This window comes from Paraburkholderia sp. GAS206C, assembly GCF_050435645.1.
GTDB lineage: Bacteria > Pseudomonadota > Gammaproteobacteria > Burkholderiales > Burkholderiaceae > Paraburkholderia > Paraburkholderia phenazinium_B.
In genome coordinates, this window is sequence record NZ_JBNDKR010000016.1 from 18,898 (window position 1) to 39,290 (window position 20,393).

Here is a 20,393-nt window from a genome sequence, read left to right on the forward strand (position 1 = left end):
GCTCCGCTTGACGCTACTGGACCTCAGTCAGGCGTTATTGTCAGGAGTGAGAGCATGTTTGAAATCGGAAAAGAATATTCCCGGGAAGATATTCACAGGGTGACGGGCGGATGCAAGCAGGCATTTTTGCCTGTGAAGGGTGGCAAGGTAGTCGCCGCGCGACTGCGCCAAGATCTGAATCCCTACGCCCCAGACGTCATTGTTTGCGACAGCAGTGCGGCTTCACGTGCGGCGGGTCGAACGCTTGCGCGACAGACCGAACCCGTACCTGTCTTTGTGCGAACCGCGTCCGACCGCTTTCGTTATATGGGCGAATACGTCACTGAGGAATCACTTACCGCGCCCCTTGACTACGAAAAGTACGTCAAGAACAGCGGTTTTACGCTGGGTCAGATTTCTCGTGTGCTCAAGATGAAGCGCCGTTGACACGGCTTTCAGCGCTCCAAACCGAGTAAAGGGACGGCAGGTCACCGATCAGCGTGACCTGCAACGGATCGAACCGCTTGACGGCTTAGACGAGTGTCAGTGTCACGTCGATGTTGTTGCGTGTAGCGTTCGAATAGGGGCACACTATATGCGCGCGGTTGATCAGATCCTGGGCCGCTTCGCGCGACATGCCCGGCAACGAGATCTTCAATTCGACTTCGATGCCGAAGCCATTAGGAATGGGCCCGATACCCACGTTTCCGTTGACCGACACATTTGCCGGGACCGCGATTTTGTCGCGCTGACCAACGAACTGCATTGCACCGATAAAGCACGCGCTGTAACCAGCGGCAAAAAGCTCTTCGGGGTTGGTGCCTTTCTCGCCATTGCCACCCAACGCTTTCGGTCTCGTCAGCTTCAGGTCCAATCCGCCTTCCGGCGCGACGGCGCGGCCTTCGCGGCCTCCCGTCACATCGGCGTGAGCACGGTAGATAACGTTTTCAATCGACATCGTCAGCTCCTCGTCAATACATCGGATGAAGGGTGCGCCTCGCGGCACTCTGATGATAGTTCAGTGCGCCGTATTCTGGCTTTAGCCTGTTGATGGCTTTTTTTTGATCGCGTACGCTACTTCCAGGCGGCGCGAAGGCTGAACTAGCAGGAAGCGGCAATCAAAAAAACTCGGGGCGGGGAAGTGCAGCGATGAAGATGTCTCACAGATTAGAAAGCTCTAGTACGGCGGGACCGGTGTGGGGGCTTATCTTTGGCTTGCTCATGACGGCGATCGGAATGAGCCTCTGGTTTCATGCAACGTTGTCGATCGACAGCGGACGGCATGATGAATCGTTGGCCGTAGCGGCCACGCTTATTGGCCTTTTTTTGGCTGTATACGCAGGGCGCGAACTTCGCCGCAAACGTCGGTAGGTTGGGCTCCTGTGAGGAAGGGGAGTGACTAGGGACAGTCGTCTGTTCAATTGCGCATCACCCGGTAGACACGCATTCAGTCCAGAACCGCCCGCACCTCGCGGAGAATCTCTTCTGAGAGTTCAGAGTCATCAACCGCGCGAGCCAGAATGATGGCTCCGACGATGCTCGAAAGCGTATGGATCGCATCGCGACGAGCATTTTTCTTTTTTGCCTTTGCAAGTGGCTCGGTTAAGCCTTTGAGCGTACCCTCCACATGCCGCGTGAATGCAGCTTGAGCCGCAGGCTCGCGCGCAATCTCGCTCCCCAATGCTGCGATCAGGCATCCGTCTCCCCTCTCGTCGCGGTGTTGCTCAGTGAGATATCTGTCGACGTATTGAGTCGTTGGCTTACCAGACGCCGCACTTTCCTTCATGAAGTCGAGCAATCTGGCCGATGCATCTTCAATGCTCTCCGAAATCAGATTGCATTTCAAGGCGATCAAGGTCGATCAGCAGGAACAGCTATTGGTGGGCGTCGACAACAGCGCGGCTGAAATCGTTGGTCAGTCGCTGACGACGCCAGAACAGTTCATCGCACAGCATCGTCATCTTCTGGCGTAAGGGGCTATATGCCGACAGTCTCGGGTGACCGCCACGTCGTAGGGAACTGGACGAGCGCGACCGGATCCGGAGGATTCTCGCTTTTGCGGAAGAGAATCTTCCCGGATCGCGAATTATTAGGCGCCGGGATAATCACGTCGCAAGCGCGGCCTCAAAGCACGCTGCGACAGCACATACCCGTTCGTCGGCACCCTTGCGCCCGATAATCTGCAAGCCTGCTTTCAGCGACGAGTTGGCAACAGGTATCGGCATACTGAGCGCCGGATGACCACTCAGATTGAACGGGCGAATCAGCGACGACATGGCGATAACCGACATACCGTTGCGCGCAGCCTCAACTGTGATGGGCAGAGTAGGCAAGGTAGGCATGACAAGCACGTCCACGTCGGCGAGAGCGTGGTCGACTGCTTCCGTGAACCGGCGCCGCACTTGCTCCGCCGCCTCTAACTGCGCGGCCGTCGTCGCGGCCGCGAGGCGCAAACGCGCTTCGAGATCGGCACCGAGTCGACCGGCCCCTGCCAGGTGTCCGAAAGCGCGCGAGGTCTCCGCATTGATCACTGCGAGTCCCGCATCGAACGCGTCTTGAAGAAGGCGAAGCTCGATAGACCGCGTATTGCCTTCGACCCGATCGACCGCGTTCTGCACAGCCTTGAGTACGTCGGCGTCGGCCTCGACTGACACGCATGCGATGTTGATCCCTGTACACCGCTCGCTTGCGGCGCTGATACCGAATGTTGGGTCGATCCCCGCCATCGCAGCGATGAGCGTGCGCATGTCGCGGGCAAACGGGCCAACGCAGTCGAGCGACGATTCGGCGGGTGCGACGCCGACACGCGACACGCGCCCGAACGTGGGCTTGAGGCCAATCACACCGCAACACGTTGCGGGTCCGCGGATGGAGCCGCCGGTGTCAGTGCCGAGTGCCGCGTCCACGAGCTCGAGGCCGACCGCCGACGCCGAGCCGCTCGACGAACCCCCTGGAATGCGCGCTGGATCTTGCGGATTGCGCGGTGTGCCGGTGAAATCGTTGATACCTGTCATGCCGAACGCCAGTTCATGCATGTTCGCCTTGCCGACGATATGCCAACCCGCATCGAGCACGTTTTGCACCACATCGGCATGGCGTGCCGCAGGTGGGGAACCGGCGAGCGCCCGGCTTCCCGCGGTGGTCGGGTAGCCAGCAACGTCGATCGTGTCCTTGATCGCAATCGTCGGCGCGCTCGCGGCTTCGTTGGAACGTAAGGAAAACTGACTGATAAAGGCTGTCATGATGTCGTGTCGTTTCGAGGGTTGACGTGCCAGGGCGCGTCGAACAGACGCTCGGTGCGAAAATGCTGGATGAGCCACCGGTCGCCGTCAGGTGCGGGCGAGAAATCGACTTCGAGGCGCGCGGAGATCAGTTGTGCTGGAGCGTCGACGTAGCCGGACGCCTGAAGCATTACCCAGCGCCCCTTGGCCGACGAGCCCGCGACCTCGATTGTTTCCGCCGTCAGGAAGTGCACATTCGTGGTGAAGTGCGGGGTGGGTGGGAGATACCGCTGCAGCATCGTGACTATTTCTGCGCGTCCTTCCAGGCGACCGAATTTCTGCGCGTATTGGGAGCCGATACCTTCCCAGATTGCGTCATTGGCGAACAGCGCCGCCAAAGATTCACCGCTGCTGGCGGCTGAAGGAACGTCGCAAAGCGCCATATACCGCGAGATTGTCTTGCGCACAGCGCGTTCGGCTTCGAGTGCCGAGATGCGCGCCTGGAGTGCCTCGAGCGTGCTCTGCCCTTGAGGGCTGTCATTCCGTGTCATGTCGCTTCACTCCTGCGCATTCATTGCGGACGGTACGACCAATTCCCGACCAACACATGCTTTATCCCGTTAGCGCCACAGGTTGGGAGGCGCACGCCCCGTCAGCTGTCAGCGCCCGAGCGCCCGTGCCGTCTGACCGCCAATGCCGAAGTCAGTGTTGGGAATGTCCTTGATGATGACGCGCGTCGCCTCGATGGGGGCATTCAGTATCGCAGCGCCGGTGGCGGAGAGCGCAGAGATCAACGCCTGCTTTTGCGCGTCGGTGCGACCGGCAATCAGGATCGCGACAATGACCGGCAGGGATGGCGCCGCGCCGTTGGCTGCGCTCTTGCCGCCAATACCGAAGTGCGCCGCGGGCAACTCGCTGAGCAGCACGCGCACCGATTCGGCGGGCGCGCCGATCGCACGGACAGTCGCTTGCGTCATTCCGTGAACCAACGCCGCTTTGCTGGCATCGCTGTGACCCGCGGCCAAATAGACTTCGAGTGTAGGCATGAGAGAGATACCGGTTGTATGCATCGTCCGTCGGCTCACGGTCGACGCATTTTCATGGAGCAATCAAAGCAGGAAGCCGATCGCACTGAGCGCTTCGGTCGAATCGATCAAACGGATGACCTTTTCAACGAGGCGTGGTTCGCCACTCGCAAAGCTGACCGTGTGCGAGAGGTCTGCTGCAAAGATCGTCGTGACGCCACGCTTGTAAGCGACGATCACCTGCGCCGATTTCACTTCGACCACTTCCGAGGTAGTGCTTTCAAGCGTGAAGCGCGACACGGTGCGCACGGTTCGTGCGGCATCCGAGGCCGATGCGGAATAGCCCGACGTCATCCGTTGCACGCGCTTTTCACGCATATCCTGATCGTCATAGGCGTAGTTCAACGAGGCCGCGTAGTCGGTCGTGCTGGGATCGATCGGCACTACGTAGAAACCTGAGATGTCCCATAGATCGAGCCACGCACGGTAGTCGCGGCGGTCGAGCATCTCGGCTTCGCGCCAGATGAACTCGACGGCCCGTGCGAAGGTTTGCTGCGAGAAAGGGGTGTTCCGCTCATCCATCATGCCTGCTCCATCATTGCTCGCCACTGCCTGTACGCTTCGCGCATGCCCGTCTCGTCGGTGGCATGTGCGGTCTTCTCGCCGTTCGCCGCGGTGGTCTCGCGGTTGAGCCCGCGGTTCACCAGGATCGGCACATCGGGGCCGGCGTGCGAGCCGCGCTGGACGCGTTCCCACGCTTCCGCATCGTCCGGGCTGCCAAACCCGAAAGGACCCTGGAAGTGCTCATGAATACGCAGGCGAACGCGGTTCGCTTCATCGGGTCCGCCGTCCATCGCGAGCGCGACGTGGCGGATTTCTGTTTCCTCTGCAGACAGCGGCCGCAGTACGCGGAAGAACGCCATCGACAACGCCAGATTCGGAAACAGATTCAGATTGAAGCCGACGCCCATCAGCGAGCGCACGATGCGCCGGACTTCATCGGGCGAGTGACGCTCGGCCAGCTTCGTGGCGAGATCGTTGAAACGCTCGGGCAACGGCGCACCATCGTCGTGGTCGAGATCGACCAGCTCCGGCACGAGCACCGCAAGGCTATGGCCATTGCCGAGCGAGCGGCAGAAGGCGTCGTCGCTTGTCATGAAGCTGGTGATCACAGCGGCTGTTTCGTCGTCGATCGATTTCATCCACGACTTGTGAACAACCGGGAAGTGATAGAGATCAGTGGTGTTTTCCAGCTGGATTTTCCAGTTGCCCTTGAATCTGAACTTATGCTCGCCGTTCGCCTTGATCGGATAGCCGGCGCCCTGCTTCATAAACAGGTCAATCCACGGCTTGGCGCTGCCGAGAAAGTCTTCCAGCGGCTCGATCTCTTCGTTGAAGCTCGCGAAGATTAGTCCTTGATAGATACCCACGCGCAGCGATTTCAGCGGCAGTTCGTTTTTCTCGCAGACGCCTTCGTAGCCGTCGCCATAGGGCAGAGCGCGCAACGTGCCGTCAAGCGCGTACGACCAGCTGTGATAGGGGCACGTAAAGCCTTTTGCGTTGCCCTTGTGTTCCTCGCAGACGGTGGCGCCGCGATGGCGGCAGCGGTTTTGCAACACGTTCACCGCGCCGCTCTTGTCGCGTACCACGATGACGGGCTGACGCCCAATCGTCGTGGTGCGGAAATCGCCGGGGTTCGGCAGCTCGCTTGCGTGCGCGACCCAGATCCACGTCTTGTAGAAAATGCGTTCGAGTTCCGCTTCGAAGAGCGCCGGGTCGTAGTACATGGACGGTGCAATGCGGTCGGGCTGTACGCGACGATGCAGGGCGTCGGTGTTGATGATTTGATAGTGGGTGTCGCTCATCAGTGTCTCTGGGTTGTCACGGTAGAGTCGCTTGGAAGTTGTGTCGGGGCCGGGGGGGCGCAGTGTGCTGCGCGCTAGCGTTTTCACTAGTTTCGGCGTGTAGCCAATATCGGTCAAATCGATCTAAAATGAGTCGACGAATAAGTGACGCAAATAATAGGCTGCCCCCATGACTTCGCTTGACCATATCGATCTCAACCTTCTGCGGGTGTTTCAAGCCATCGTGGAAGAGCGCAGTTTGACCAAGGCGGGGGAACGTCTCGCGCTTTCGCAGCCAGCCGTGAGCTATGCGCTTGGCCGCCTGCGCACACTATTCGATGATCAGCTTTTCATCCGTACCCGCTCGGGCATGCAGCCCACGCCTATCGCGCTGGAACTCGCGACGATCGTGGGCCGTGCGCTCGACACCGTGCGCGAGGCGCTGCGCTACGCAGAGTCATTCGATCCGGCGGTGAGCACACGCACGTTTCGGCTATCGCTATCCGATGCGGGCGAAATGGCCTATCTGCCCGTCATCTGCAAGGCATTGCACGAACAGGCACCGCGTACCCGGCTCATCGTGCAGCCGATGCCCGTGGAGGAAATGGAAGATGCGCTGCGTTCCAGCAAGCTGGACTTTGCCATCGGCAATCTTCCCGAACTGATGGCGCGCACACGCCACCAGTTGCTGTTCGAAGAGGAATACGTATGTATGACGCGGCGACGCCGAGGCTTGCCGACGGGAAAGAAGCTCGATCTCGAGCATTTTCTTGGGGCGTCGCACATTCAGGTGCGTTCTCTCGAGCACAGTCACCACGCTTTGGACGACGCGCTGCGGGCGCAGGGCGTCGGTCGTAATATCGCACTCGAATTACCTCACTTCGTCGCGTTGCCGAACATCCTGATGGTGACGGATCTTTACGCGACGCTGCCAAAGCGTCTCGCGCAAATCCTGAACAAAGCCAAGGCATTTCAGATCTACGATCTGCCGGTTCGCTTGCCGGCGGCCTCGGTGACAATGCACTGGCACGAGCACTTTCACGACGAGGACGGCATTGTGTGGATGAGAAACCTGCTGATCGAGTCGGTGCGCAAATTCGACCAGTTATAAAGGAACGAGGCCCTGCACTACGTCGAGGCGCGTGTCTCGTGCGTGAAGCGCAGCGTGACGACGGTCACGAGCCCGAGCAGCATGAGAAAGAGCGAAACGGGCCAATACGCGTGGTAGTGCGAAAGCAGCGCAACGGCAATCAGCGGAGACATGCCGCCCGCGAAAATCGATGCCACCTCGTGCCCAAGTGCAACGCCGGAATAACGCACCTCGGTGCTGAATAGCTCGCCAACGAGCGCAGGCAGGGTGCCGATCATCGCGCCGTGGCAGACCGCCGTGCCGAGCACGAGTGCCAGGTAGATCAGAGGCGTGGAATGCGTGTTCAGCAGCCAGAAAAACGGGAATGCCATGACCATGAGCGATACGGCACCGATCAGGTAGACGGGCTTGCGTCCCAGCTTGTCCGAGAGCTTGCCCCATAGCAGCATGGCGCCCATTTCGACCACCATGGCCAGCATGACGGCGGTGAGCATGGTCGAGCTGGCGATGCCGGCGAACTTGCCGTAGACCAGTGAGAACGCGAGAAAAATATACGCACCGCCATTTTCCGCTACGCGCAGACCCATCGCGATCAGGATTTCCTTAGGATGCCGTTTGATTGCTTCCAGTACCGGCATATGCGATGTCTTGCCTGCGTGCTCCGCGTTTTCGAACTCGCGGCTTTCCGGCAGGTTGTAGCGGATATAGACGCCGAGCGCAAAGATCAGGACGCTCGCGAGGAACGGCAGGCGCCAACCCCAGGCGAGGAACTGCGCGTGGGGTAGCGCCTGCGCAGCGAGAAAGGCGCCTGAAGACAGAACGAAACCGCCGCCCACGCCCAGTTGACTCCACGCGGCGTAGTAGCCGCGCTTCGCCGGCGGCGCATTCTCGCTGATCATCAGCACGCCGCCGCCCCATTCGCCACCGGATGCCACGCCTTGCAGCAGGCGCAGTGCGACGAGCGCGGCCGGCGACCACAGTCCGGCCTGGGCATAGGTCGGCAATAGCCCGATCCCGAAGGTCGCGACACCCATGATCAACAAAGTCCACACCAGCGACGCCTTGCGGCCGTGGCGGTCGCCGATGTGGCCGAACACGATGCCACCGAGCGGTCTTGCGACGAAGCCGATGGCGAATGCAGCGAATGCGCCTAGCGTACCGATAAGCGGGTCGGCATTGGCGGGAAAGAATAGTTGCCCGAAGACAAGTGCCGCAGCGGTTCCGTAGACGAAGAAGTCGTACCACTCCATCGCATTGCCTGCGACGGAGGCGACGACGATCCGGGTAAGGGCCGTACTATTGGACGCCGCAGTTGCGATTGACGGGGTGGATGGTTGCACGGATGCCATGTTTGCTCGGGAGGAAAGAGTCGGGCGTCGCGACCTCATCGGGAGGGCTCCGCATGGCAAACAGTTTCGACGCGCCATTTCGGTGCGTCAAATTCGCCGAAAATGGAGCCGGGTATCAGTGCAGCAAATGAGTGGCGCGGCAAATGAGTTCTTGAAGCGGGTTTTAAAAGCCGGCCTGATGAAACATTCCGTAGATCGCTTCGCGCAACCACGCGATGCCCGGGTCGGCCGAGAACTGCGCATGCGAGTGCACCTGAATCTCGATGGGCGGGAGCGCGAAAGGCAACGGCAGAATCCGGAACGCCCCGTTCTGATTGAAGCGCTGGGCGATGCTCCGCGGGAAAATCACCGCGAGATCGGTGTGTCTGACGATTTCGGGCGCCACGACGAAATGCGGCAAGCGCAACACGACATCGCGCTTGAGATTCAAATCCTCCAGCCATTGCTCCACCATCCTGTGGCCGGTCGCGTTGGTGCTGGCATACACGTAACGCAGACCCGCGAGGTCTTCTTTGGTGGGCGCCGGCGTTTGCAAAGGATGGCCGGCTCGCACGACGCAAACGTGCTCGTCGACGAATAGCGTCTTGCTGACGCAGCCGGGATCGAGTCCCGGCACATAACCCAGCGCAAGATCGACCTTGCCGCTACGCATGGCGGCGGTCACCGATTCGACCGGAAAATTGGTGACTTCGATCCGGATGCCGCGCGCCGTGTGCTCGAGCATGGCGAGGATCGGCGGCAGGAAGTAGAACTCCGACATATCGGACATCGATACGCGAAAAACCCGTTCAGCCGTTGCCGGGTCGAATTTCGTGAGCTGCTGCACCGCGACGTTGATGATCCCGAATGCCTGGGCGAGTGGCGGATACAGGTGGGCGGCCGCGTCGGTGGGGGCCATGCCAGTAGGCGTGCGGACAAATAGCGGATCGTCGAACAGCGTGCGGAGTCTGCGCAGTGCATGGCTGACGGCCGGTTGCGTCAGGCCCAGGCGGTCTCCCGCAGCAGTCAGACTGCGCAGATCCCAGATGGCCATGAACACGCGCAGCAGATTCAGATCGGTATCGCCCGGGTTTGATTTGGTCATGACCTTCGATCGCTTGGCTCCTCGCGCAGATTACCGTAAATGCTGCGCATCGGGTAATGCGGGGTGCTCCCGCTATACGTCGGAAAGCGATCGAAGTCGCGCTTCATACGGGCGCGGACCGGAGAGGCCAAGGCGGCCGACAGGGCGAGCGGATCGTCGAATACCACCTTGTTGCGCTGCATTGCCGTGGCGCGCGGCAAGGCGAGGCCGCTGCGGTAGTCGACCCGCGTGTAGATCTCCAGCTCGCGGATGCCCGGAAGCTCGGCCATGAGCGGCGGATGGTGAATGAGGTAGTGCGTGAGCCAGGCATTGAAGTCGTCAGCTTCGCCTTCGTAGCTGACGAGATACGTGCATCGCTCGGCGGATTGTTGTGGTGCACCCGCACCTGCTGGCGTAGCGAATGTCCGCACAGCCATGACCTGCTGCGCGAAGAGGCTCTGATGTGAAGACGTACCCAAAATGTCGAGGGCGGCCTGGATGCAGCCGTCGCTTTCAAGCGCAGTCTCCAGCACGCCAAGGTCGTCGAAATACCACTGCAGGACGCAGTGCGGATGTTTCGAAGGCGCGCTCAGCAAGGGATCGCCACGCGCGGGTTCCACTGGACGATGGATCACAAGACGCCGCAGACCATCTATCGCATGCGTTGCGGCATGCAGGGACGCAGCGTCGATCGTGGGCGCACCGTCGGGCATATCCCCGACGGTGCCGATCAGAAAGAGGCAGACGTCCATGCTTACCTCGCCGTGCCGGCGCTGCCCGAAGGCGTCGCAATGCCAGGCCGCTCGAGGCGGTGGAACTGCCGTCCGAAATAGATTAAACCGTCGCCGTCCTCACGCATCGAAATGTGATTGATGCGCACGAACAGGACCGAGTGCGAACCTACCGCCTTGCTGTCGACAATCCGCCCTTCCAGTCTCGCGATGGCATTCGCCAGTACCGGCACGGCAGAGGAGCCGGCGGTCCATCCGCAATGTTCGAAACGCTCGTCCATCGAACAGCCTGTCATGCCGGCAAACGTGCGCGCTAGCTCCTGGCACTCCGCGGCCAGCACATTGATGCAGACACTGCGGTTTTGCCGCAGCAAGTCGTGTACGTAGCTGGTCTGGTTGATACACACCAGCATGGTGGGCGGTGTGTCCGTCACCGAGCAGACTGCGCTGGCGGTGATGCCGCAGCGTCCATGCGGGCCGTCCGTCGTGATGATGTTGACCGCTGCCGGCAGATACGCCATTGCGTCGCGGAACTGGCGCCGGGTGTCGTCGCTCGTCATGGTGTTGTCCTCGGTCATAAGGGGCTCCGCATCACGGATAGGGCGTGACGGGCGGAATGCCGACGAACAGCGCACCCGATGCATCGTAGGTGCCCTCGCCAAGAAACGCGTGTTGTGTCACCACGATCGAATCGCGCACCAGCCGCTGCAGACGATTCTCACGGTAGATCGCCGCAATCCCGGCCATCTGATACGCTTGCATCACGACCTCTGCGCCGACCTGCGCCGCATGTGTTGCGCTGAGCCGCAGGAGGTTCGCCTGAGCCGGCATCACGGGGTCGCCCGCCAGAATCGTGTGCCACGCGGCTTCCGCCGATTCGAAGAAGAAGGCCCGTGCGCTGCGCCAGTTGGCCTCTGCCTTCGCGAGACCTGAGCGGTAGTAGGCCCGGTCCGCCAGCCGCGGTGCGCCCGTGGTGGTCTGCGTGACGCCGGACATCTGCGCAAGCAGATCGAGCGCGGCGCGCGCCAGCCCGATGTTGACCGCGGCATGCACCTGGGCCTGATATGCGATGGCGGGGTATCGATAAAGCGGCTCGTCGATGAGCGCCGCGCCGCCGCGCACGAAGGTCCACTGGGCGTCGACGAACTTGTTCTGCAGACGCAGATCGTGGCTGCCGGTGCCTTGCATACCGACCACGTTCCAGTTTTCGACGATCTCGACCTCGCTGGCCGGAAAAACGGCTGTGAACGGTTTCCCGGCGCCCGCTTCGCCCGTGTTGGCCGGGACGCCGCCGATGCCCACTCCGATCCAGTCCGCGCCCTTGCAACCGCTGGCGAAACGCCATTGCCCGCTGACCAGGTAGCCGTGCGGAGCCTGTGCGGCCTTCTGAAGCGGATAGAGACCACCGGCAAACACCTGATCCGGACCACCCGCGTAGATGTGCGCCTGAGTCTCGAGCGGCAGCGCCGCGAGATAGGTATTCGCGGAACCGAACGCCGCCACCCACGCAGTCGAGCCATCGGCAATGGCGATACGTTCTAGTGTTTCCAGAAAACGCGGGGGCGGCAGTGCATCGCCGCCGAAGCGCTGCGGCGTGCTGGCGCGGAAAATACCCGCGCGTTTCATCTTTGCGACCATGTCACGCGGAACGTGGGACAACCGGTCGAATTCGTCCCGGCGACGCTCGATTTCCTCGATCAGGATATCCAGGCTGATCGGGCCTGAGTACTCTGGATAGTCAGTGGCTGAACTGCCGGGCTGGGCGTTGTAGACATAAGTCGACGCGCCTGAGCTTTGGAGGGTTTGCATGCTCGATACCTTGAATGTATTGATGAAGCGAATGGAGTCGCGGACTACCGCCGCTGTGGTGTCATTGAGCGTCCTGTCTCGCCTGCAGCCGGAGCGCCTTGGGGAAAGTCTCGGGCGCGAGACAGGTGGCGAGCACGGTAATCAGCCCAAGCACGCCGAGATAGAGGGCGACGGGCGTCGCACTGTGGTAATGCGCGAGCAGGGCAGTCGCGATCATGGGCGAGAGGCCTGCACCCAGCACCGATGAAATCTCCCGTCCAATACCGAGTCCCGAGAAGCGCAGATGGACCGGCAGCAATTCGCTGATGAAGGCGGGTTGCGCGCCTTCGAGTATGCCGAGCGTGATGCTGTTGGCGAGAATAAGAGCGGCCATGACCTTGACGAACTCGCCGGAGCTCAGCAACACGAAGTAGGGGTAAGCGACCAGAACAATTGCAATGGCGCCGACCAGGTAGACGGGCTTGCGGCCCACCTTGTCGGTAAGGTGTCCTGTGAACAGCGAGACCGGAATCATCAGCAGCATGGAGACCGTCAGGCCGCCGAGGAGCCACGACGATTTCAGGCCGATGAACTGACCGTAGGCGATCGAAAAGGCGAAGAAGATATACGATGCCGCGCCCTCGCCGAAGCGCAGGCCGAAGACCGTCAGCACCTGGCGGGGGCAACGGCGCAGCACTTCCGCAATTGGCAGACGGCTCTCTTTACCCGTGGCCCGGACTTCGGCAAACTCGGCGCTTTCCTCCACGGAGCGGCGCATCCACAGGCCGAGCACCACGAGCAGCGCACTGCAAAGAAACGGTAAGCGCCAGCCCCAACTCTGGAAATCATCGGGCGACAAGCGCTTGACGAGGAGGAACGCGAGCGTCGACAGGACGAAACCAAACGCTGCGCCGCCAGGGCTCCAGGCTGCGAGTGCACCGCGCTTCGACGCGGGGGCGCTCTCGTGAATCAGCAGGATGCTGCCGCTCCATTCGCCGCCCGCCGCAAGCCCTTGAAGGATGCGAAGCAGCACGAGCAATACCGGAGCCGCCAGGCCGACTTGCTGGTAGGTGGGCAGCAAACCCATGCAGACGGTCGCGGTTCCCATGGTCAGCAGGGTTAGCATCATGACCGTCTTGCGGCCGTAGCGGTCGCCAATGTGCCCGCACAGCACACCGCCGATCGGACGCGCGATAAAGCCCACCGTAAAGCCGCCGAATGCGGCAATCGTGCCTGTCAACGGATCGTTTCCGACCGGGAAAAACAGGCGGCCAAACACCAGCGCAGCGGCCGTGCCGTACAGAAAAAAGTCATACCACTCGAGCACCTGTCCAAGCACGGCAGTCGTCACGGCGCGACGCACCGTGCTGATGGGGCGGGCGGGAGTTGGGGGAGCAAGCGTCACTGTCGCGTCGGAGTTCATGGTATTGGGCACACACGAAGTTGGAGTTCCTGCTCGCCGGAGACCGGGGACAGCAGGCAGAAGAGGCATTCGGGAAACATGGCCGAACGATAGGCGTGGCGAAAAGGCCGGTCAAATTCGGGACAAAAATGAACGCTATGAGCCGGCTTCATGTCGGGCGCGCTGCACTTGCCGAATTTCTCCCGAATAAGTCACGCTTATTTGTCAGGCTGTTTTTGGCTGATTTGCTGCCGGGAATATGCCAACTTAGATTTCGGTTCACGGGGTGGGTCTTCGCCATGTCGAAGTGCCGCCCCGTTGCGCGTGCTGGGTGAACGCCAAATCTTCTGCCCAATCAGATTAGTTCGTCATGCAAACGAAAGCTGGATAAATCATATAAGGAAACATTGTGAAGAAGCTGCTCCTCGCTTTGGCTGGACTCTCGTTCTCTAGTGCTGGGGCCTGGGCCCAAAGCAGCGTGACGATTTACGGCATCATCGACGACGGTCTGACGTGGTCGAGTAACCAGGGCGGCAAGAGCGCCTTGCAGATGCAGAGCAGCATTTCGCAGGGCAATCGCTGGGGTTTCAAGGGCGCCGAAGACCTCGGAGGCGGTACGAAGGCGATCTTCAGGCTCGAAAACGGCTTTAACGTCAATACCGGCGCGTTCAGCCAGGGCGGCCGGGAGTTTGGACGACTGGCTTATGTCGGCCTGACCAACGACACATACGGCACGTTGACGTTAGGACGGCAGGGCGAGGAAATCGGCGACTATATCGGCGCGCTGTCGGCAAACGGTCTCTTGCCGGGTGGCATTCTGTTTCCGCACCCCGGGGACCTGGATAATAACGGCATCGACTTTCACCTCAACAATGCCGTCAAGTACGTCTCTCCAACCATTGCTGGCTTAACCGGCGTGGCGACCTACAGCTTCGGCGGCGTCGCGGGCGATGTCGCGCAGAACAGCGCGAAGTCCTTTGCGCTGCAGTATGTGAACGGCAGTCTGCAACTGGTGGGCGCCTATACCTCGATCGACCATCCGGCCACCGCCGTGACGGAGGGGGTATGGACGGCCACCAATACCGTCGACGGCAACTATGGACTCGCCGCCAGCAGCTACAAGGTGTTCGGGTTTGCCGCCACGTACACGTTCGGTGCGGCGAAGTTGAGCGCCGACTGGACGCACACGCAGTTCGGTGGTCTCGACCCGACGGTGGGGGCGAAGATCGACGGACACGTGACGTTCAATATCGGCGAAGTGGTTGCCAGCTACATGGTGACGCCGACGTTGCAACTGGGCGCTGCGTACAGCTATACGATAGGGAATGTCTCCGCGACCGGGCAGGAACCGAAGTATCAGGAGTTCGATGCGAGCGCGGACTATTTTCTCTCCAAGTCCACCGATGTCTACCTGTCCGGAACCTACATGCATGCTGGAGGCGGAGCGGTTGCCGATCTCGCGCCCGTGCTCGAACCGTCCAGCTCGCCGAATCAGGTGGCGCTGCGGATCGGGATCCGCAAGCGCTTCTAGTTCCATGGCACTCAGCAGTCGCGGCTGGGGTTTACCAGCCTCGTGACAACATCAGACTTCGTCTCGCCGAAGGGACAGGAGGCCGAGCAGGATCTCATCGCGATGCGCGGCCAGTTCATGCGTGGATCGCGATTGAGTCTGTTCGTGCACCCCTCGGATGATGGTTGCGCGAACCTCGGGGGTCAGCTCGGGCGCGCCGAGTGCGTGCCACCATGCGCTCATCGGTCCCGTGAACTGTTCGAAGAAATGTTCGATACCGCCATCGCCTCCGCCCAGATGAAAGAGCAGGCTCGGACCCATACCACCCCAGCGCAGACCGGGTCCCCAGGAAACAGCGGTATCCGCGTCGGCCACGCTGACCACGCCCTCCGAGATCAGATACACCATTTCTCGGTATAGCGCGGCTTGTAGCCGGTTAGCGATGTGCCCCGGCACCTCCTTATGCAGACGAACAGTGCGCTTTCCGAGACCGCTATAAAAAGCCGCGACACGTTCGATGGTCTCTTCAGATGTTTTGGCGCCGCCGACAATTTCAACCAGCGGTATCAGGTGTGGCGGATTGAACGGATGTCCAATCACGCACCGCTCAGGATAATTCTTGCAGGCCGACTGGATCTCGCTCATGGTCAGGCCGGAAGAACTCGACGCGATGATCGTGGTGGGCGCCAGGATATTGTCGAGATGCCTGTAGAGGTCTTTTTTGAAATCGATACGCTCGGGTCCATTCTCCTGGACCAAATCGCTGCCGGCCACCGCGTCGTCGAGATTCGCCGCGAACTCCAGTCGGGTGCGCGAGGCCCCTGGCGCGAGTCCCAACCTTTCCAATGCGGGCCATGCCGCGTCGATGAACGCCTCGAGCTTCACTTGGGCATCCGGCGCGATGTCCGTGGCGATGACATCCTTACCCTTGGCAAGGAACAAGGCGGCCCAGCTCGCACCGATGACGCCGGTGCCGATAATGGCAATGCGGTTGATGTCTTTGCTCATAACTAACAATCCTTCGAGTGGAGTGAGGTCAGACGAAAGCGCTAAAACCACTCACCGCCTTGCCGACGATCAGGGAGTTCATTTCGCGGGTGCCTTCGTATGAATAGAGCGCTTCGGCGTCGGCGAAGAAGCGTGCGACGTTATAGTCGAGCACGATGCCGTTACCGCCAAAGATTTCCCGCGCCCACGCGACGGTCTCGCGCATACGGGTCGTGCAAAATGCCTTGGCCAGTGCGGAATGCTGGTCCAGCAGTTTGCCCTGATCCTGCAACTGGGCCAGACGTACGACCATGCATTGTGACGCGGTAATATTGCCGAGCATCCTGGCAAGAAGATCCTGCACCATCTGGAACGATGCGATCGGTTTGCCGAACTGCTCGCGAGTCTGCGCGTAGCGCAGCGCGTGTTCGTAAGCCCCCATGCTGCAGCCGACCGCCTCCCATGCAACGTATTGACGGGTCAGCCGCAGTACCCGCGAGGTGTCGCGGAAGGACAGATCGCTCTGGAGGCGGTTCTCTTCTGGCACCCTGCAGTTATCGAGCGTGATGACGCCGTTCTGCACGACTCGCAGCGCGATCTTGTTCTCGATCTTTTCGACGGAAAAGCCCGGGGTGGTTTTGTTTTCGACGATGAAACCCTTGACCTGATTGTCATCGACATCGCGTGCCCAGATAATCGACAGGTCGCACCAGGGAGAATTTCCAATCCACCGCTTTTGGCCGTTCAGAATCCACGTATCCCCTTCACGCCTCGCCGTCGTCAGCAATCCGCCCCCGGCGCCGGACCCTACCAGCGGTTCGGTCAGTCCGAAGCAACCGACTTTTTCCAGCCGTGCCATCGGCGGCAGCCATTTCTGTTTCTGCTCTTCCGAACCGCCAAGATAGATCGAGCCCATCGCCAGTCCGCTGTGGACGCCATAAAAAGTTGCGATGGAAGAGTCGACGCGCGCCAGCTCCATGGCGATAAATCCATCGAAAAGCGTACTGCCGCCAGGGCAGCCATATCCTTCGAATCCGACGCCTACGATGCCGAGGTCCCGGATGCCGGGAATGAGTTCGAACGGGAACGCATCCTCGGCCCAAAATTTGTTGATCACAGGCGCGACCTGGCTCTCCATGAAGGTCCTTACCCGCTTAAGCAAAGCCCTCTCGGTATCGTTCAGAATCTCGTTAAGCAGATAGAAGTCGCTATCGGGAGCGGGAAGCGCGTGGTTAGGCTTTGAACTGGCAGTCATGGAGAGTTCCACTAGAGCGTTGATCAGGAGGCGTTCGAGGGATGGTGCAGATAGTCGTGCACGACTTCGGCGCCACCGATTGTGAGGTCGGTCAGGATATGGATCGCCGATAGGACCTCAAGTACCGGCAGCTTTGCGACCGGCGCGAAACAGTGAGGATGCAGCTCAAGGGAGGCCGGCCCGCTCCACGCACCTTTGACCGTGACGTCGGTGACGTAATACCTGACCAGTTCGCAGACCCGCGCCGACCCATCGACGTGAGGTAAGACTTTCAGCAGAAAGCCAGGCGCCGCGAGCGTCTTCTTGACGGCAGCGAGATCGAGTGGCTCGTACTTGTACGCCATGGTTGCGGTTGCAACGCGCACACCGTTGTAATCAAGGGTTCCCACCAGCGCGTCGTTGCGGATTTCAAGCTTCGGCTGGGCGAATACTTTAGGAAAGCCAAGTAACTCACGTCCGGAGGCGATACCGGCTCCGCTGTCGAGGTACATCGCGTGTGTGAAGCCTCCGGATACACCGTCGAAAGTCACTGGTACGACTTGACCCGATTCGGTGTATGAGCCGAGGCCGCTCGAGTCGGGCATCCTGATGAATTCGTACTTGACGATAGGTTCGGCAGGAAGCAGCGGTGCAGGGATGATTCTGGCCAGCGCTTGCGGATCGGTGCGATAGGTAATGATGATGAATTCGCGGTCGACAAACCGGAAAGGCGGTTTGGGATAGGCTGGGCTGCTGATCGGCATCGTGTAGGCTTGTGCGCGAATTTCGTCTTCAGTCATGTAAAGCTCCAGGTGAATGGCTCGGTAATGGCTTGCGCGTGCCTGGCAGCCAAGGGCGTTCGCGCAAACTGTCCAATGCGGTGGAATCAGGCCGCGCCTTCGAAGCGCGCGACAGTGCCTGCCTCGTGAAGACGTGCGATCTCGTCCTGAGTGAAGCCCACCTCTCGCAGGATCTCGGCGCCGTGTTCCCCGAGTTGCGGCGCGGCGCCCGGCTTCACTTTGTGTTCACCCATGATCTGGATAGGATTGCTGACCGTGCGCATGGCGGGCTTTCCCGGCAGATCGAGCGGCACGACGATGCCGTTGGCCTCCAGTTGCGGATCGTGAATGATCTCTTCGGCAATCTGCACGACGCCAAAAATCACGCGCGCCGCGTTAAGCGTTTTTTTCCAGAAGGCAAGCGGCTGGCTCGCGAATAGTGGATCGAGAATTTTGACCAACGCGGCTGCGTTATCGATACGTCGTTCGTCGGAAAATCTTGGGTCTTCCAGAAGCTCTGGCACACCGATAGCACGGGTAAAGGCGGCCCAGTCCTTGCGTTGCGCCGCAACCAGCAGAATCCAGCGACCGTCGGCTGTCTGGTATGGGTTCAGCAGTGCGTTGGGTGGATTCTTCCGGTCGTGCTGGGCGAAGAATCGACCGCCATTGAGACCGCCCTCGACCCACGCGGCTGCTGCCCAGATACCGTTGGCGATCAGCGAAGTCGACACATGGCTGCCTTTGCCGGTCCTGGTGCGTGTATAGAGCGCCGTGACGATCGCCGCATACAGTGTTGTGGCCGTGGCGTGGTCGCCAATCCCCGGAATAGGGAGTGTCGGAGGGCTACCGGCGTCGTGGGTAACTTCCATGAGGCCGGAGCGAGCCCAATACGCCGTGACATCGAAACCGGGTGTGTCGGCGTCGGGCCCTTCGGATCCATAGCCGGTAATGTCGGCGTAGATCAGCTTCGGGTTGAGCGGCGACAACGCCTCGTAGCTCACGCCCAAAGCGGCTTTCACACGTGGCGGGAAATTGACGACTACGACATCGGTCCATTGAACGAGGCGTGTCAGCACCTCCTTGGCTTCGCTGGACTTCAGGTCGAGGGCAATGCTGCGCTTGTTGCGGTTCGTCAATTGCCAGGCGTAGTTCGTGTTTGCCACCGGGTTCGGCGGCATGGCCGAGAAGAACCGGTACACGTCGCCCGTACCCGGCGGCTCGATCTTGATGACGTCTGCTCCGAAGTCCGCCAGAATCGTTGTTGCCGCAGGGCCGGCAATGTAGCTCGCAAGGTCGAGCACCTTGAGACCTGAAAACACGCGTTGTCCGTCGGTCATGGAAGTGTTCCCGATTTGGGGTTAGACGTTGACTATTTGCACTACTAAGCTTGACTGGATCGAGAGCTGGATCAAGGAAGAGCCGTTCCGTCTCAACGGCCCTGGAATCTCGGCGGACGCCTCTTCAGGAAGGCGGTGGTCCCTTCTTTCTTGTCCTCGGTCGCTGCGCATAGCGCGAAGAGTTTTCCTTCCAGCGCGAGTCCCTCCGGCAACGCTGAGTTGAGCCCAACGTTGACGGCATCCATTGCATAAGCGACGGCTAGCGGTGCGTTGGCGGCGATTTGTGCCAGAAGCGCCTCGGCGCGGGCGATCAGATTTCCGGCTTCTACGACTTCATCTACCAGGCCGATCCGATATGCCTCATCCGCGGATACCATCTCGCCGGTGAGGATGAGTTTCAGCGCGACACTCCTGCCCACGAGGCGAGGGAGCCGCTGCGTTCCGCCGAAGCCGGGGATAAGCCCCAGTTTGATCTCAGGCTGCCCGAACTTCGCGCCCGGACTGGCTAGCCGGAACGTACAGGCGAGTGCGGTTTCGCACCCACCGCCAAGTGCCAGGCCGTTCACTGCGGCAATGACTGGCTTGCCGAGGTTTTCGATGAGATTGAGAAGCGCTTGCCCCGCCCGCGTCTGGCGTTCGGCCTCGATCGGCGTGGCGGTGGCGAGCTCAGAGATGTCGGCTCCTGCAATGAATGCCCGGTTGCCTGCGCCGGTGATGATGACGCCGCGAATCTGCGAGTCCGCTTGTGCGTCGGCAAACGCTGCGCCTAGTTCTGCAATCGCCTTCCGGTTCAGCGCGTTCATTAGCTCGGGACGGTTCAGCGTCACGTAAGCCGTAGCATTTCTCTTTTCGTAGAGAACGGTGTCGAAGCAGGGGGCAGACAAATCTTTTGACATCGAAACGGACCTTCCGGGTTCATGGACGTCCAGCGCCTGCCCGGTCGGGCGACGCTCATTAATTTGCGCAGGCCCTGACTTTTTCTTACCCTGTACGTAAGTTCGAATCAACGGCAGCGAGCACATCGGATCTTAAAGTTATCCCGACCTGTCGCATA

At 60.5% G+C, this 20,393-nt stretch carries 22 protein-coding genes; 4 read left to right on the plus strand and 18 right to left on the minus strand.

Annotated features, from left to right (window positions below):
- Positions 1–54: 54 nt before the first annotated feature.
- Positions 55–426, plus strand: coding sequence for a hypothetical protein (locus P3T20_RS34360; RefSeq protein WP_074266526.1), 372 nt, complete (start codon positions 55–57; stop codon positions 424–426).
- An 85-nt stretch (positions 427–511) separates the two neighbouring features.
- On the opposite strand, the gene P3T20_RS34365 is transcribed toward P3T20_RS34360, so the two are convergent.
- Positions 512–937, minus strand: coding sequence for an organic hydroperoxide resistance protein (locus P3T20_RS34365; protein WP_429289211.1), 426 nt, complete (start codon positions 935–937; stop codon positions 512–514).
- Positions 938–1,426: 489 nt separating this feature from the next.
- Positions 1,427–1,765, minus strand: a complete 339-nt coding sequence (locus P3T20_RS34370; protein ID WP_429289212.1) for a hypothetical protein — start codon at positions 1,763–1,765, stop codon at positions 1,427–1,429.
- On the opposite strand from P3T20_RS34370, the gene P3T20_RS34375 reads away from it, so the two are divergent.
- On the plus strand, positions 1,764–1,952 hold the full coding sequence (locus P3T20_RS34375) for a hypothetical protein (RefSeq protein WP_429289213.1): 189 nt from the start codon (positions 1,764–1,766) through the stop codon (positions 1,950–1,952). The two genes, P3T20_RS34370 and P3T20_RS34375, sit on opposite strands and share 2 nt — an antisense overlap.
- Before the next feature lie 132 nt (positions 1,953–2,084).
- On the opposite strand, the gene P3T20_RS34380 is transcribed toward P3T20_RS34375, so the two are convergent.
- The 5 genes from P3T20_RS34380 to P3T20_RS34400 all read right to left on the minus strand — a co-directional run bounded on the left by P3T20_RS34380 (position 2,085) and on the right by P3T20_RS34400 (position 6,090).
- The gene (locus P3T20_RS34380) at positions 2,085–3,221 is read right to left on the minus strand and encodes an amidase (protein WP_429289214.1); all 1,137 of its coding nucleotides are present in this window, start codon (positions 3,219–3,221) and stop codon (positions 2,085–2,087) included.
- Positions 3,218–3,751, minus strand: coding sequence for a nuclear transport factor 2 family protein (locus tag P3T20_RS34385; RefSeq protein WP_429289215.1), 534 nt, complete (start codon positions 3,749–3,751; stop codon positions 3,218–3,220). Before P3T20_RS34385 ends, P3T20_RS34380 begins: the two co-directional genes overlap by 4 nt.
- 108 nt (positions 3,752–3,859) lie before the next feature.
- Positions 3,860–4,246 carry a tautomerase family protein gene (locus P3T20_RS34390; protein ID WP_429289216.1) on the minus strand — a complete coding sequence of 129 codons (387 nt, stop codon included), beginning with the start codon at positions 4,244–4,246 and terminating at the stop codon, positions 3,860–3,862.
- A gap of 63 nt (positions 4,247–4,309) precedes the next feature.
- Entirely contained in the window at positions 4,310–4,810 is a 501-nt protein-coding gene (locus P3T20_RS34395) for an aromatic-ring-hydroxylating dioxygenase subunit beta (protein WP_429289217.1), read from the minus strand.
- Entirely contained in the window at positions 4,807–6,090 is a 1,284-nt protein-coding gene (locus tag P3T20_RS34400) for an aromatic ring-hydroxylating oxygenase subunit alpha (RefSeq protein ID WP_429289218.1), read from the minus strand. The genes P3T20_RS34395 and P3T20_RS34400 overlap by 4 nt, the downstream gene beginning before the upstream one ends.
- Positions 6,091–6,259: 169 nt before the next feature.
- Here P3T20_RS34400 and P3T20_RS34405 point away from each other — a divergent pair, with 169 nt between their 5' ends.
- A complete protein-coding gene (locus P3T20_RS34405) occupies positions 6,260–7,180 on the plus strand; it encodes a LysR family transcriptional regulator (protein ID WP_074266518.1) in 921 nt (306 codons plus the stop codon).
- Positions 7,181–7,197: 17 nt separating this feature from the next.
- On the opposite strand, the gene P3T20_RS34410 is transcribed toward P3T20_RS34405, so the two are convergent.
- From P3T20_RS34410 to P3T20_RS34435, 6 genes are all read right to left on the minus strand, one after another.
- The gene (locus P3T20_RS34410) at positions 7,198–8,508 is read right to left on the minus strand and encodes an MFS transporter (protein ID WP_429289219.1); all 1,311 of its coding nucleotides are present in this window, start codon (positions 8,506–8,508) and stop codon (positions 7,198–7,200) included.
- A 163-nt stretch (positions 8,509–8,671) separates the two neighbouring features.
- Positions 8,672–9,592, minus strand: a complete 921-nt coding sequence (locus P3T20_RS34415; protein WP_429289220.1) for a LysR family transcriptional regulator — start codon at positions 9,590–9,592, stop codon at positions 8,672–8,674.
- The gene (locus tag P3T20_RS34420) at positions 9,589–10,323 is read right to left on the minus strand and encodes an ethyl tert-butyl ether degradation protein EthD (protein ID WP_429289221.1); all 735 of its coding nucleotides are present in this window, start codon (positions 10,321–10,323) and stop codon (positions 9,589–9,591) included. The genes P3T20_RS34415 and P3T20_RS34420 overlap by 4 nt, the downstream gene beginning before the upstream one ends.
- 2 nt (positions 10,324–10,325) lie before the next feature.
- Complete coding sequence (gene hpaC / locus P3T20_RS34425; RefSeq protein ID WP_429289298.1) at positions 10,326–10,862, minus strand: 4-hydroxyphenylacetate 3-monooxygenase, reductase component; 537 nt, start codon at positions 10,860–10,862, stop codon at positions 10,326–10,328.
- A gap of 31 nt (positions 10,863–10,893) precedes the next feature.
- Positions 10,894–12,111, minus strand: a complete 1,218-nt coding sequence (locus P3T20_RS34430; protein WP_429289222.1) for an acyl-CoA dehydrogenase family protein — start codon at positions 12,109–12,111, stop codon at positions 10,894–10,896.
- Between the two features lie 61 nt (positions 12,112–12,172).
- Entirely contained in the window at positions 12,173–13,513 is a 1,341-nt protein-coding gene (locus tag P3T20_RS34435; RefSeq protein WP_429289299.1) for an MFS transporter, read from the minus strand.
- Positions 13,514–13,901: 388 nt separating this feature from the next.
- On the opposite strand from P3T20_RS34435, the gene P3T20_RS34440 reads away from it, so the two are divergent.
- Positions 13,902–15,023 (plus strand): porin, encoded by a 1,122-nt coding sequence (locus P3T20_RS34440; protein WP_429289223.1) that lies wholly within the window; start codon positions 13,902–13,904, stop codon positions 15,021–15,023.
- A 51-nt stretch (positions 15,024–15,074) separates the two neighbouring features.
- Here P3T20_RS34440 and P3T20_RS34445 read toward each other — a convergent pair whose 3' ends face one another.
- From P3T20_RS34445 to P3T20_RS34465, 5 genes are all read right to left on the minus strand, one after another.
- The gene (locus P3T20_RS34445; RefSeq protein WP_429289224.1) at positions 15,075–16,010 is read right to left on the minus strand and encodes a 3-hydroxyacyl-CoA dehydrogenase NAD-binding domain-containing protein; all 936 of its coding nucleotides are present in this window, start codon (positions 16,008–16,010) and stop codon (positions 15,075–15,077) included.
- 28 nt (positions 16,011–16,038) lie between these two features.
- Entirely contained in the window at positions 16,039–17,244 is a 1,206-nt protein-coding gene (locus tag P3T20_RS34450) for an acyl-CoA dehydrogenase family protein (protein ID WP_429289225.1), read from the minus strand.
- Between the two features lie 23 nt (positions 17,245–17,267).
- The gene (locus tag P3T20_RS34455) at positions 17,268–18,023 is read right to left on the minus strand and encodes an acetoacetate decarboxylase (RefSeq protein WP_429289226.1); all 756 of its coding nucleotides are present in this window, start codon (positions 18,021–18,023) and stop codon (positions 17,268–17,270) included.
- An 86-nt stretch (positions 18,024–18,109) separates the two neighbouring features.
- Positions 18,110–19,339 carry a CaiB/BaiF CoA transferase family protein gene (locus P3T20_RS34460; RefSeq protein ID WP_429289227.1) on the minus strand — a complete coding sequence of 410 codons (1,230 nt, stop codon included), beginning with the start codon at positions 19,337–19,339 and terminating at the stop codon, positions 18,110–18,112.
- A 92-nt stretch (positions 19,340–19,431) separates the two neighbouring features.
- Complete coding sequence (locus tag P3T20_RS34465) at positions 19,432–20,361, minus strand: enoyl-CoA hydratase/isomerase family protein (protein WP_429289228.1); 930 nt, start codon at positions 20,359–20,361, stop codon at positions 19,432–19,434.
- Positions 20,362–20,393 lie beyond the last annotated feature (32 nt).